Below are 14,233 nucleotides of genomic sequence, written 5' to 3' on the forward strand. Positions count from 1 at the left end.
AGGAAAGCAGGCTGCAGCTGTGAAAGGCACCTAAAACTCTCCACAGAAAAATCCCCCTGACCACCCACATCACATGGGCAGTCAGGGGGATTTATTTCCTGCTATATCAGTTCTTTAGGAAGCTAGAACAGTGGTGATCCAGTCAGAGATGTTGCCTTCAACATCCTTGCCGTCTTGGAGGACGCGTGGTGAGGACAGGCTGCCGGTTTCTTCGGTGAGCTGCTCGCCGTTTGCGGTAGCAAGATCGTATGCGCGCTGGATGTTGTCGCCGTTGCGGATTGCATCAACTACGGAGGAGTCTGCACCGAGTGCTTCGACACCGTCTGCGAAGTCTTCATCGGACCACTGGTTGTAGATCTCGGACTGGTCTTCCATGAGGAAAGCGCGGAAGTTCCAGTAGAGGGTTGCATCGTTGGAGTCAGCTACAGAAAGTGCGGCTGCCAGTGCGTGGGTGGAGTGTCCGTCGATGTTGTCGCGGTCGAGGAAGTTCAGTGGCTTGATTTCGACGATGAGGTTGCCGTCTTCGATTTGGGTTTTCATGTCACCATCGGTGGCGATGGAAAGCTCAGAGCAGTGAGGGCAGGAGAAGTCCTCAAAGAGCTGTACTGTCTTTGCATCGTCGGAGGCGTTTGCGGAGGTCAGTGTGATGGAGTCGGATCCTACTTCCATGGCCAGGGAAGTGTCGACGTAGTCGCGGTCACCGAGTTTCGCAGCCTTTGCTCCCTGGCCTTGAACCACGATGAAACCAACGACGACAATTGCGATGACGACGATGGCTACTAGTGCCCAGAGGAAGTTTTTGCTTCCACCCTGGTTTGGATTCTGAACTTTGTTGCTCACTTGTTGCCTTACTTTGATCTATTGTTTCCCAAACGCCCCGCGGAAAACGGGTGTTTTAAAAAGTCCAACGCTGCATATCGCTTTTGGGCAGCATCGGCTACTTCTTCGACCTTAAACCATGCGCACTTTATTTGACACGTCCACTAGTTGCTCGAGACGAGATTCACAGGAGATCTTTCTAGTTCTTGTGAATCTTGTCAGCGATACCCCAGCCTTTGATACCCCAGCCTTTATTGCCCTAGTACTTCACTGACTAAGGCTTGGGCTTCTTTTTGTACCTGCGCTAGGTGTTCTGCGCCCTTGAATGATTCGGCGTAGATTTTGTATTTATCTTCCGTGCCGGATGGGCGTGCTGCGAACCAGGCGTTTTCGGTGGTGACTTTCAATCCACCGATTGCTGCGCCATTTCCGGGGGCTTCGGTGAGCTTAGCGGTGATTGCTTCGCCGGCTAGTTCGGTGGCGGTGACCTGTTCTGGGGACAGTGCCTTCAGAATTGCCTTTTGTTCGCGGTTGGCTTCTGCATCGGTGCGGGCGTAGGCAGGTGCACCGAATTCTTCGGCTAGTCCTGCATAACGCTGGGATGGGGTCTTGCCGGTTACGGCGATGATCTCAGCTGCTAGAAGATCCAAAATGATGCCGTCCTTGTCGGTGGACCAGGTGGTGCCGTCCATGCGGAGGAAGGATGCGCCTGCGGATTCTTCGCCACCGAATCCGATTTCGCCGGAGATCAAACCTGGGACAAACCACTTGAATCCGACTGGAACCTCAACAAGGGTGCGGCCAAGCTGTGCCACAACGCGGTCAATCATGGAGGAGCTGACCAGGGTCTTGCCTACTGCGGTGTCGGCGGACCAGCCTGGGCGGTGAGCAAAGAGGTACTCAATTGCTACGGCGAGGTAGTGGTTGGGGTTCATCAGGCCAGCGTCTGGGGTGACAATGCCGTGGCGGTCGGCATCGGCATCGTTGCCGGTTGCCACATCGTATTTGTCACGGTTGTCAATCAATGAGGCCATGGCGTGTGGGCTGGAGCAGTCCATGCGGATTTTACCGTCGGTGTCCAGTGTCATGAAGCGGAAGGTGGCATCTACGTGTGGGTTGACCACGGTCAGATCTAGACCGTGAGTTTCTGCGATCGCGCCCCAGTAGTCCACGGAAGCACCACCCATGGGGTCTGCACCGATGCGCACGCCTGCTTTGCGAATGGCTTCGATATCGACCACGTTGGGCAGATCAGCGATGTAGTTTCCCTTGAAGTCATAAGGGGTCGCCCGCTCATCGAGTACGCCTGTAACTGGTACGCGTTTTACATCGGCAAGGCCACCGCGGAGAAGCTCATTGGCACGGTTTGCGATCCAATCTGTGGCATCTGTATCAGCAGGACCACCGTTAGATGGGTTGTATTTGAAGCCACCATCACGCGGAGGGTTGTGGGATGGGGTGATCACAATGCCATCAGCAAAGGGGCGTGAAGGTCCTGCGGCGCCAAGGATGATGCCGTCGTTGTGGCGCAGGATCGCATGCGAGACTGCCGGTGTCGGGGTGTAGCGGCCGGCGGCGTCGACAAGCACTTCTACCTCGTTGGCAATGAGGACCTCAAGCGCGCTGATCATCGCAGGCTCGGACAGCGCGTGCGTATCGCGTCCGATGAACAGCGGCCCGACCCAGTTTTTAGGCTGCTGATTACGGTAATCAACGATTGCCTGGGTGGTGGCCAGGATATGGCCCTCATTGAACGCGCTATCCAGCGCGGAGCCACGGTGCCCGGAGGTGCCGAAAGCGACCTGCTGGTCTGGGTTATTGACATCGGGCTTGCGGGTGAAATAAGCGGTGACAAGCTCTGCGATGTCAATGAGATCTTCCGGTTGGGCTAGTTGCCCGGCGCGTTCGTGTGCCATGGTTGCTCCTTAGAAAAATTATTGCTTGCTATTCATCTTCCCCTCAAAAGCATTTGTGCGCAGTAGAAGCGAGAAACTTCACGGAGTAGGGTCTTTTAACGTGCATAAATTGATCCAAGGATTAGGCGTTGGCATAGGTGCCTCGCTGGGGGTCTGTGCGCGCCTTGCGCTGACTTTATGGCTCGGCGATTCCGCCTTGCCCATCCTGGGGATCAATATTGTGGGCGCGTTTCTAATGGGCTGGTTGCGCCCCAACGCGTTCTGGGGCACAGGTTTTCTGGGCGGCTTCACCACCTTCTCAGCCATGATGCTTAACGACGCCTCCTTCTACTTCTTCACCGCTTCGGGCTGCATTCTTGCCTGGTTGGCTGGGGATCGGTTGGCTAAATGATCTTCCTGTACGCAGCTTTCGGCGGTTTCTTTGGTGGCTTTTTGCGCTGGACGCTGGCGCAATTATTCCCAGGTAAAAGAGCGACTTTGACAGCTAATACCTTGGCATGTTTTGTTGGTGGGTTTGTCGTCTCATTAGAACTACCCCACCTCTATACCGCTTTGTTAATCGCAGGTTTTTGCGGCGCTTTGTCCACGTGGTCCACATTGGCTAAAGAGCTCGGTCAGCTAATTAATGACAAGAAATGGTGGCCGATGTTGGGCTATCTCAGTCTGACTTTTGCGCTTGGCTATTTGGCTGTTTTTCTAGGGATGCGGTTCTAAAATATTAAAGCATGAATCGTTCAACAATCTCACCCATTGAAGCTCGGCGTGAATTTCGACGTGGCTTAATCGAACCCACTTCTGGCTGGTCTGCAGGTTTCGCCCAAGCCAACCTGATTTCCCTGCCACAAGATTTGGCATATGATTTCTTGCTGTTCGCACAGCGCAATCCCAAGCCCTGCCCTATTTTGGAAGTCTTAGACGCCGGTGAAACCTTTGGTGGGATTTTTGGGTCAAACTCTGCGGAAGCAGACATCCGCACCGATGCACCCCAATATCGTATTTATGAACACGGCGAGCTTATCGATTCCCCTTCCAACGCAATTGACTATTGGCGCGATGACCTAGTCAGTTTCCTCATTGGTTGTTCTTTTACTTTTGAACACCCCATGGTCCAAGCAGGAGTGCCCGTGCGCCACCTTTCCGCAGGACGAAATGTCCCCATGTATGAAACCTCACTCCCCTGCCGACCAGCCGGTTCTTTGTCTGGAAATCTCGTGGTTTCACTGCGCATGATCCCAGCTTCTCAGGTTGCCGATGCCGTTCGCATTACCTCTAGGTACCCTGCAGTCCACGGAGCTCCCATCCACATCGGTGATCCTTCTCTAATTGGAATCTCCGATATTAACGCCCCAGATTTTGGTGATGCTCCCCTCTCCGAACCAGGCGACATCCCCGTGTTTTGGGCCTGCGGAGTTACACCTCAAGCAATGGTGATGTCTTCTAAACCACCGCTCGCGATCACTCACGCACCCGGCCACATGTTGATCACCGACGCCCCAGATTTAGGTTTCCAGGTGCCTTAAAGAAAGGCTACGAGTGCCACGATAATCAGTGGCACCGCAATTAGTGAGACAGCTAAGACTTTGCCCCAGGTATGGGCAATATTGAAGGTGTAATTCATGCCCATGCCTGTATCCACCAGAATCCGGTTATCGTCGGGATCATTGTAGAAAATTCCCCACATCTTCCCATCCCGGGCAGGCATGGGGTATTTCTTTGCCAAACTAGTCGTTGTTTTCCCGAGCACCACCAATAGAACAATCGTGGCAGCAATGATTCCAATGAGTCCGATGACAAATCCTCCCCGCAATGGATGTGGACGGAACTCGTTGAGGATCATCACCAAAATCAGAGTGTTGAGCACAAACATATACCAGCCGATATGTGTGTTGGTGGCCTTATAGGTCTCCCACTGCCGGTGTGCTTCATTAGCGGTTTTTGCCCCGCCACGCTGCGTAATCGCTTGAGACTGCATGATCAATAACGCCTGCATGCCCAATATTGTAAGCACCATAATTCCCGGCCCAATTAGGAAAAATGAGAGGAACGTACCCACTGATTTCGGCGACCAATTATCCGCTTCCCCCGAACCATTCCAATGCACAGGCATCGGATCTGGCAACGACGGGTAATACACAATCAAACCGATCCCCACCAACACCACAGTCACTGCAATCGTAGCGATCAGCCACGTCCAATTGAAAGGCAGCTTGGGCAGGTTAGGCAATTCTTCGGCGCGAGTGTTCACGATGGCCACCATAGCAATAAGTAAAGTGCCTTCACCCCATGTTGGGTGAAGGCACTTTACGGTATAAGAATGTTTAGGTTATGAACGAACCTCTGCAGGCTCAGCTTCTTGCTCGGAGACGGTTGCTTTATCAACAGCAGCGCCGCCCTTTTCTGCAGCATCCCAGACATCCTGCTCCAGAATGCCTTCGCGCTTAGCAACGATCGCAGGAACCAGAGCCTGGCCAGTCACGTTGGTTGCAGTACGACCCATATCAATGATTGGTTCGATCGCCAGCAACAGACCAACACCAGCAAGTGGCAGACCCAAGGTAGACAGAGTCAAGGTCAGCATGACGGTTGCGCCGGTGGTACCTGCAGTTGCAGCAGAACCCAAAACGGACACGATCATAATCAGTACGTAATCCATGATGCTTAAGTCAATGCCGTAGAACTGTGCCACGAAGATAGCGGCAACAGCTGGGTAGACAGCAGCGCAGCCGTCCATCTTGCTGGTCGCACCCAGTGGGATAGCAAAGGAAGCGTACGCAGATGGAACACCCAAGGACTGCTCAGTAACGCGCTGGGTAACTGGCATAACGCCCATGGAGGAACGGGTAACAAAGCCAAGGCTTGTGACAGGCCAAACGCGCTTGAAGAATCCAAGAACAGGAATTCCATTGAGCTTCAGCACGACTGGGTAGATAACGAACATGACGATTGCCAGACCAACGTAGATCGCAAGAACAAACTTGCCCAATGAGCCAAGCGCAGACCAACCATACGTTGCAACAGCATTACCGATCAGCGCAGCGGAACCAATTGGAGCCAGGCGAATGATCCACCACAGCACGATCTGGATGATCTTGAGGAAGGACTCGGTGAACTTCAAGAAAGGCTCAGCGGACTTGCCAGCCTTCAGAGCGGCAACACCAATCGCGATGGAGATCACCAGGATCTGCAGCACGTTGAAGGACAGGTTCACTCCAGAGCTCTCGCTGTAAGAACCAGACAGTCCCAAAATATTCGCTGGAATAATGGACTGGATAAAGCCAAGCCAGCTGCCCACACGAGAAGGATCAGCAGCGTTGGAAGCATCAACAGTGGATCCCACACCCGGCTGCATAATCAGACCAACGGCAATACCTGCGAGCACTGAGAAGAATGCCGTAATGGCAAACCACACAAGAGTTGATACTGCGAGACGAGCAGCGTTAGCAACCTCACGCAGCTTCGCCACGCTGGTAACTACCGCAGCGAACACTAGCGGTGGAACCATAACCTTAAGTAAGGAAACATAAGCAGAACCGACGCCACTAAGTAGACCAGTAAGCCAGCTAGCTTCACCGTCTGCAGCGCCAGTGTCCATTCCGCGGGCAACTAGTCCGAGGATAAGACCAATAATGAGGCCGGCGATGACCTGGGCACCAAAGCCTGTCAGCCAGCGAGGAAGGCCGAAGCGTCCCTTTTGTGCAGTCGCGTTAGCCACGGGTAGCACTCCTTGAGTTGAGCGGTTGAATTGAATTCATTAACTGTAACGCTCTAGACAGAATTTTATTGCATTAGTGTGATCAAACTAACCGATGTTGTCTATTTTAAATAGACAACTTAGTACAGAAGTTAAGCGAAAGCCCAGCTCAGCGTCATTTCATAAAGATAGACAAATAAGTCTATCCCCCAAGTTCTTAATTGCAGAACACGCCATTGATCTTGAAGCGTTTATCGCTTGTTTAAGGGCTCGAGATCTTCGCATGACCTTTTATATGAAGCAGCCCCTGAAAACCTCTTAAAAGCGCTTCTGGGGAGGTATGACTTTTAGGGTTCGGCGCCAAAATTTAAACCCGACCAAACCAGGAGACCCAGAATCTTCAAAATCTTAAATGTTGGGTCTCTGTGTTTGGTATTGACAGCGATACACCAAACCAGGAGACCCACAAACGTCGAAAACGTGATTTCTGGGTCTCTGTGTTTGGTCTTATGCCACCAAGGACACGACCAAGCACACGAACACCTAAACCCACACGAGGCAAACAGCTATTTCAGCACTAATGTGGCTCAAGTCGGATCCCACCGCGAATGTCCCACCCCACATACCTCTTGACACAAAGATGGGGCCTTCCACAACATTTGGAAGGCCCCATCTTTTACTAAGCACGAACGCTAGTCCGTGATTGCATCCAACGGTGGTGTTCTGGACGCCTTAACGGCAGGCCATAGTGCGGCAACAACTCCCACTACGGCAGAACCAACAAGCATCAACAAAACCTGATCCCATGGGACTGAGACTGGGGCATCAAGGCCTTCGCCTGACATCACTGTTACAAACGCCCAGCCCAATCCAAGACCAATGGCAATACCAATCACGGCACCATAGATTGCGATCTGCACCGATTCGAGGGTGATCATGGTTCGGATCTGTCCCCTCTTCACACCAACTGCGCGGAGCATTCCGATTTCTTGGCGGCGTTCAATGACGTTCAATGCAAGAGTGTTGATGATGCCGATGACCGCAACGATCACGGACAGCGCGAGCAATGCGTACAAGATGTTCATCATCGTATCGATTATGGCGACAGTTTCACCCGCGTATTCAGTTGCCGATTTCACTGAAATAACAATGTAATCAGCCACTGCCTCTTCCAGGTTGGTGCGCAGCTGCTCTTGATCAAAGCCTTCTTCGCCGTCAACCAGCATCATCTGTGGCACGCCTTGGTCAGCAACAGGAGTATCTGCAAAGGAGCTGTCGGAAATCATCATATTGCCAACTGCGTCATTTCCCGTGAAGGTACCAAGCAGTTCTACCTCGCCTATTTGCTGTCCCGCAGCTTCCAAAGACAAAGTATCGCCGACTTCCCAACCATTTTGCTCTGCAAAGGCCTGGGTAGCCACGAAACCGGGGTTGCTTAAGTCCAGGGAACCATCGATGCTTTCGGTGCTGATGACTTTGCTCAAGTCACCGTCGCCGGTAAAGCTAAGAGCTTGTCCGAACTGGCTGTATGACGCTTGTCCCTCGACTGATGCTGAGTTCATGGAAACCATCACAACATCGGCTACGCCTTCAGCATCTCGGACATCGTTTACTGATTCCTTCGGCATGGTGATGGCACCATTGGTTGGTCCCTGCAGGATGTAATCAGCGGTGTATTGCTCTTCCATCATGTCGGACACAGCGTCTTTCATTGTCGCTGACAACATGCCAATGGCAGTCACGAGTGCAATACCCAGGGTCAACGCGAATGCGGTGGTTGCTGTACGGCGTGGATTTCGTTTGGAGTTGGTTGCCGCCAAACTTCCCACGCTGGCAAAAGGTGCACCTAGGATCCTGCCCAATCCACCCACAACTGGCATGGATAGCGCTGGAGAGAAGAAGAATGTGCCGACGATGACAAACAGTGCACCTGCACCAACCAGGATGGAACGGGTTCCGGTGGAGGAATCTGTCATCATTGCGCCAGCGACGGCAAAAATAATTCCTAATGCCAAGATGATGCCACCGGTGATGGTGCGTCCCATCATGGAACGCACGGTGGTGGTTTCCATGTTGCGCATTGCTTCCACAGGTTTTACTTCACCTGCACGTCGTGCCGGAGCCCACGCGCTGATAATCGTGACCACTGTGCCCAATACAAGTGCGGTGATTACTGCACTTGGTGTCAGCCCAACGCTAGAGCCCATCGGCATGCCAAAGTTGTTGAGCACTGCCGAAATAATGGCGACAAGTCCCATGCCACCAAGCACACCCAGCGCTGAGCCAAAGAGTCCAACGATACTTGCTTCGAGCACGACAGATCTGGTGATTTGTCCAGGTGATGCACCCAATGCGCGCAGTAAGGCAAATTCACGCATGCGCTGCGCCACGATCATGGAGAAGGTGTTGGCAATGATGAATGTGCCAACGAGCAACGCAATCAGGCCGAAGGCAACGAGGAAGTACTGCACGAAGCTTAGGGCTTGCGTGATCATTCCTGTGGCTTGTTCGACTAATGCTTCGCCAGTTTCTACATCAAAATTAGGGCCTAGTTCGGAGGAGAGGGCGTCGACAAGCGCCTGTGGCGTGGTGCCTTCTGCAGCCGACAAGGTTACGCCGGGGACGGTAACCCCGTCGGTGTAGCGCTCCAGGTAGCCGTCCTCGGACATCATGAGGTTCAGTGCGCTTGCTGAATCCGTTTCGGTGCTGGTCAGGCCTGTAATGGAGACGTTGTAGCGGCCGCTGGAATCAACGACGAGGATGGAATCACCTACACCTAGACCATTGGCTTCGGCTCCTGCTTGGGAGGCAAGCACTTCTTCAGTGCCGGTTGGCGCATCGCCTTCAACTAGCTCCGGGGCTTTCGCCACCGCCTGCTCAGCGTCATAATAAATGCTTAAGCTGGAACCGCCTGTAGTTTGAATGGCTTTGGAATCACCATCGGCTAACACGACAGATTGTGATGCATTGATATTGACGTTGCTCACACGCTCATCCGCACGCAAAGACTCCACTGTCTCAACGGGGACACCTTGAACATCGGATTCAGCGCTTGCTGAAACAACCACGTCCACGCCGTCGAAGCTGCTGGAAATGGCCTCATCAAACGTCGAGGACAACGCATTGGTAAACATCATGGCACCTGAAACAAACGAGGTACCAAGCACAACAGCTAAAACTGTAAGAAACAGCCTAACTTTGTGCGCGCCAATATTGCGCAGACTGATTCTGCGCATTGTGGAACGGGAATTCATTAGGCAATATCCTCAATTCCGTTCATCGTGGCCAAGATGTCTTCGATGGTGGGATCAAACAGCTCATTGACAATGCGACCATCCGCCAAGAAAATCACACGATCTGCATAAGAAGCTGCTTTAGCATCGTGGGTCACGATCACGACTGTTTGATCATCCTGATCCACAGCGGTGCGCAAAATATCTAGTACTTCCTTGGAAGAGTTGGAATCCAAGTTACCGGTTGGTTCATCACCGAAAATGATTTCTGGGCGTGAGACCAATGCGCGAGCACACGCCACACGCTGCTGCTGACCACCCGAGAGTTCTGCAGGACGGTGCTTCAGGCGTTCCGTCAACCCCAGGCGCGAAGTGATCTCATCAAACCACGCCTGATCAATCTTTCGACCAGCAATATCAGTGGGAAGCGTAATGTTTTCCGATGCAGTCAACGTAGGAACCAGGTTGAACGACTGGAAGATAAAGCCCAAACGATCACGACGCAACGACGTCATCTCTTTATCCTTCAGAACGGAAAGATCCGTATCCCCGATAAACGCAGAACCCCCGGTGGCAGCGTCAAGGCCAGCCATGCAGTGCATCAACGTTGATTTGCCAGAACCTGAAGGGCCCATGATGGCGGTAAATTTGTTCTTTTCAAATTCCACATTAACGTGATCCAGCGCGGTAACGGTGGTATCACCTTGGCCATATGCCTTGTAGAGACTTACTGCGCGTGCAGCAGCTTCACCGGTCTTGTGGTTTACAGGATGGGTGGAGCCAATGTCAGTTTCTGGTGTAAAAGAAGAGTCCCAGTTTTCTTTTGCACCATTATCTGAATTGTTGGCAGGTGTGCTCGCGGCAGGGTTACTCATGAACTACGACGCTTTCCTTAAAATCATTTGTGAAAATGTCAGACTACTCAACACAGCAGCCCAGGTACTCCTGCCAGGGTACCGGAGCCATGCGACATATAAATCAGGGAAGACCCCCAATACCGCAGCGCCCTGAGTAAAGTCTCAGGCGTCATAGTGCTTTTCGACGCCACCCTCCTCTTTAGTCCACCTGTGCAGCCACAAAATCACGCAATGCCTTCTTATCGATCTTGTCGATCTTGGTCATCGGAATGTGATCAACCACGATGATTTTGGCGGGGTGTTTAAATCTGGCAACGCCAAACGCATCAAGATGTTCAGTAGTCTCAGAAACTGTTAAGGTTGTGCGCCCGGAAAGCTCTACGACAAGGCAGACATCTTCGTGCAAAACCGGATGGGACATAGCCACAACAGCGGCCCTTGAGACACCGTCAATGTAGTAGATGAATGATTCGATTTCCTCCGCCGAGATCTTTTCACCACCGCGGTTAATAATGTCTTTGTTTCGACCATGCACCACAATATTTCCGTCTGGGCGGCGGTGAATGACATCGCCGGAGGCATACCAACCATCGTGGAATGATTTTTCATTAGCTTCCGGGTTGGCGAAGTATCCTCGTGGGGTATATGGCCCGCGAGTTAAAATTTCACCTTCTTCACCCGGCGCGACATCTTCGAAGTGCTCATTGACCACTCGGACTTCATCTGCTGGGGAGATCGGGCGACCCTGGGTGGTGTTGATGACCACCTCGGAATCATCCAGCCTGGTCATATTGATTAAGCCTTCGGCCATACCGAACACTTGCTGTAGTTGGGCACCCAGCAGGCTGTTTACTTTAATGGCCAAAGAATCTGGCATCCGCGATCCACCCACCTGCAGGGTTTTCAGGCTGGTTAGATCCCCTGTGTGTTCTTGTTGCTGGTAGTCAATCCACGACTGTGCAACCGCAGGGACTAATGCGGTATGGGTTACCCCATACTTTTTAATAATTGGGAACACTTTCTGTGGATTCGGGCTTGCTGTTATCACCGTTTTAGCACCCGATAGTAAAGCGCCCAACACACCTGGGCAGGCCAAAGGAAAATTGTGGCTAATGGGCATGACCGCTAGGAACACATCTTGGTGTGTGAATTGGTTGATTTTTAGCGATGCTTTGGCGTTGTACACATAGTCGTTGTGTGTACGCACGATTAGTTTGGGCACTCCCGTGGTGCCGCCAGAAAGCAGAAATAGTGCGGGTTGATCTGCGGGTGGGTCAAGGGCATCGAAACGCTGGCGAAGGGGTTCCACCTCGTTGGGGTGCGGCGCAGCCAGCAACTCTTTGAGGTTTAGTTGCCCTGGGTTGGGGTCACCATCGATGATCACCATCTCCAGGTTGGGTACTTCTTGTGAAAGCTTTTCGCCCAGTTCACGGTGATCAAATCCACGCACCACATCGGCACTGATATAGGCCCGTGCGCCTGACGATGATGCCAGGGTTTTAAGTTCAAAATGTCGGTGGCTTGGCAACGCTAAGACTGGAAGAATACCGGCCCGTAGCATTCCCAACAGCAGCACGATAAATGATGCTGTGTTAGGCAATGCGATTATTGCTCGGTCACCGGGTTGAAAACCAAGCTGTAATAAACGGGCAGCTGTTGCATCTGCACGTTGGGTAAGTTGTGCAAAGGTGAGGTTAATTCCATGATCAGGATCAACAAGCGCGATTCGTTGGGGGAAGTTGTCGGCAACGGCAAAGATCTGTTCACCAAGGCTCCGGTTTTCCCAATAACCTGCTGCTAGATATTCCTTTTCTAGCTCTACAGGCCAGCGAGTGATACCAGATTCAATTTCCGCCAACATTGCCCCTCAATCTCCTTACATTGTCGAGCTCTTTCACTCATATGTCATGGGTTTTAATTCCTGTATATGATTTCGGCGGTACCGAATTTCAATCCTTGCGCTGTCACCGATACCGGTTTGAGCGTGATGTGATCAATGTCTTCATTATCCGCAATTTTTTGACCCAGCGTTGCCAAAATTTCTGCCAATTCAGCTGGATTTACCTTGGAGTGGCCTTCTGCGTCATGGAGCAACTGCGATCCAGAAATTGTTCGAATAACACGATCAGCATCTGCTTCAGACACCTCATGAAGGTGGATCACCGGCTGGGACACTAGCTCAGCGGTGCCTGCCAGATTACAGGTAACAACTGGCCCAAAAACAGGGTCGCGGTGTGCGCCAAGTACTAGTTGTACATCGGATGCCGGGATTGGTTGGGGGGAGGCGTCGAAAAGCGAAGATGCTAGTGTGCTGCTTGCCGCAACCTGGGGCTGCGCGGAGGCCCACTGCGCATGCCCATCCCTGGCCAAGGCTTTGACTCCGCGTGCCACGGCGGTTGGCCCAAGCACCATGGGGATGCGTTTTGCGCGGGCATCGGCGATGACTTTGTCCGTTGAGCTAGTTATCGAATCTGTTCCCAGTACGACTGGAAGCTTTCCCAAAGCGCCGGATTCTTCCACTGCGGTGGGCAAATGCACCAACGATTCCACGATGCTGTACACACCCAGTGCACTGACCCCTGGATCATTGATCACAGCTTTCATGACTTCCCAGAAGTTAATTGCCGGACGTCCAGTATCCACTGGGTTGTGCTGGAAAGTCATCGGTGGCAGCAGCGATTCAACCTGGTCGATTGTCTCTTGCCTAAGCTGCGTGAATCGGGTTGCGGCATTGAGCAAGTGATCATGCATGATCAACCCTGTGCCGGCTTGACCAGTTAGCAACGCAATTCCAGGATCACGCTGCGGTGCAAGACGTTGGTGCTCTAGCGCAATCGCCATTTCCACCATTTCTTGTTCATCTTCAGCAATTACCGCACCTGCTTGCTCCAAAACAGAACGCGTTGCATGCCAGGAAGTAGCCAAAGATCCGGTGTGGCGCTCGGCGAATTCCTTAATGTCATGCTTGCCGATCACCATGGCAACAACTGGTTTCTTCTCCACGGCGCGGCGCACCGCGGAAACAAGCCGGGGGCCATCTGGAATGGTCTCCAGGTGCAAAATGATGACGTTGGTGTTGTCATCCTCAGCTAAATAATCAACGATGTCGGCAGAGGTAACCCCTACTCCACCGCCGATTCCCACACCTGCGCTGATGCCAACGCCGCTGCGCTGCAGGCGGAAACACGTTGCATGGTTAACACCGCCAGAGGCTGAAACCACGCCAATATTTCCGCTAGGGATCTCTGCTACACCAGGCACAAAGCTTGCGTGCAAGCCAATCCCAGGAACAAAGTACCCGGAAGTATTTGGCCCCAGAATGATAATTCCGGTTTCTTTAGCTGCTTGCTGCATCTCCTCTTCATACTGATAGCCCTCGCCTTGAGCTTCCGCGAAACCACCAGCGCACAGCAATGCAGCCTTGACGCCACCTTTCGCGCAATCAGCCAACGACGCGGCCGTTGCCCCAGCTGGGATGCACAAAATTGCTAAATCAATTGGATGACCTGCAGCTGTCGATGCTTCCTCAACGCTGGTATACATCCCTTCGCCACCGCGTGGATTGATCAAAAACACCGGCGCATCGTAGCTAGACATTGCCTGCGCCATGACAGATCCCAGTTTTCCAGGGCTTGTGGATGCACCAATGATCGCCACACTTGATGGCTTCATCAGTGGCTGAAGTTGTTGTGTCATCGATATATTTGCAGTGGTCAT

11 protein-coding genes are annotated in these 14,233 nt (G+C 52.5%); 3 read left to right on the plus strand and 8 right to left on the minus strand.

Features of this window, described 5'->3' with window-relative positions:
- Window positions 1-114 precede the first annotated feature (114 nt).
- Both N24_RS13225 and pgm read right to left on the minus strand, forming a co-directional pair.
- Window positions 115-840, minus strand: a complete 726-nt coding sequence (locus N24_RS13225; protein ID WP_167382119.1) for a DsbA family protein — start codon at window positions 838-840, stop codon at window positions 115-117.
- Between the two features lie 230 nt (window positions 841-1,070).
- Window positions 1,071-2,735, minus strand: a complete 1,665-nt coding sequence (pgm, locus tag N24_RS13230) for a phosphoglucomutase (alpha-D-glucose-1,6-bisphosphate-dependent) (protein WP_096458021.1) — start codon at window positions 2,733-2,735, stop codon at window positions 1,071-1,073.
- Between the two features lie 100 nt (window positions 2,736-2,835).
- On the opposite strand from pgm, the gene N24_RS13235 reads away from it, so the two are divergent.
- Genes N24_RS13235 through N24_RS13245 form a run of 3 tightly spaced genes read left to right on the plus strand, consistent with a single transcriptional unit; the run spans window position 2,836 to window position 4,255 of the window.
- Complete coding sequence (locus N24_RS13235; protein ID WP_096458024.1) at window positions 2,836-3,126, plus strand: fluoride efflux transporter family protein; 291 nt, start codon at window positions 2,836-2,838, stop codon at window positions 3,124-3,126.
- A complete protein-coding gene (locus N24_RS13240) occupies window positions 3,123-3,449 on the plus strand; it encodes a fluoride efflux transporter FluC (protein ID WP_096458027.1) in 327 nt (108 codons plus the stop codon). Before N24_RS13235 ends, N24_RS13240 begins: the two co-directional genes overlap by 4 nt.
- An 11-nt stretch (window positions 3,450-3,460) precedes the next feature.
- Complete coding sequence (locus N24_RS13245) at window positions 3,461-4,255, plus strand: putative hydro-lyase (protein WP_096458030.1); 795 nt, start codon at window positions 3,461-3,463, stop codon at window positions 4,253-4,255.
- Here the strand turns inward: N24_RS13245 and N24_RS13250 are convergent.
- The 6 genes from N24_RS13250 to N24_RS13275 form a co-directional block, all read right to left on the minus strand.
- Complete coding sequence (locus N24_RS13250) at window positions 4,252-4,980, minus strand: DUF1648 domain-containing protein (RefSeq protein ID WP_231911018.1); 729 nt, start codon at window positions 4,978-4,980, stop codon at window positions 4,252-4,254. The two genes, N24_RS13245 and N24_RS13250, sit on opposite strands and share 4 nt — an antisense overlap.
- Window positions 4,981-5,058: 78 nt before the next feature.
- On the minus strand, window positions 5,059-6,447 hold the full coding sequence (locus N24_RS13255; protein ID WP_096458036.1) for a dicarboxylate/amino acid:cation symporter: 1,389 nt from the start codon (window positions 6,445-6,447) through the stop codon (window positions 5,059-5,061).
- Window positions 6,448-7,118: 671 nt separating this feature from the next.
- On the minus strand, window positions 7,119-9,680 hold the full coding sequence (locus N24_RS13260; RefSeq protein ID WP_167382120.1) for an ABC transporter permease: 2,562 nt from the start codon (window positions 9,678-9,680) through the stop codon (window positions 7,119-7,121).
- The gene (locus N24_RS13265) at window positions 9,680-10,534 is read right to left on the minus strand and encodes an ABC transporter ATP-binding protein (protein ID WP_096458038.1); all 855 of its coding nucleotides are present in this window, start codon (window positions 10,532-10,534) and stop codon (window positions 9,680-9,682) included. Before N24_RS13265 ends, N24_RS13260 begins: the two co-directional genes overlap by 1 nt.
- A gap of 181 nt (window positions 10,535-10,715) precedes the next feature.
- The gene (locus N24_RS13270; protein ID WP_096458041.1) at window positions 10,716-12,377 is read right to left on the minus strand and encodes a (2,3-dihydroxybenzoyl)adenylate synthase; all 1,662 of its coding nucleotides are present in this window, start codon (window positions 12,375-12,377) and stop codon (window positions 10,716-10,718) included.
- 53 nt (window positions 12,378-12,430) lie between these two features.
- Entirely contained in the window at window positions 12,431-14,233 is a 1,803-nt protein-coding gene (locus N24_RS13275) for an acetate--CoA ligase family protein (protein ID WP_167382121.1), read from the minus strand.

Source organism: Corynebacterium suranareeae, from assembly GCF_002355155.1.
Taxonomy (GTDB): domain Bacteria; phylum Actinomycetota; class Actinomycetes; order Mycobacteriales; family Mycobacteriaceae; genus Corynebacterium; species Corynebacterium suranareeae.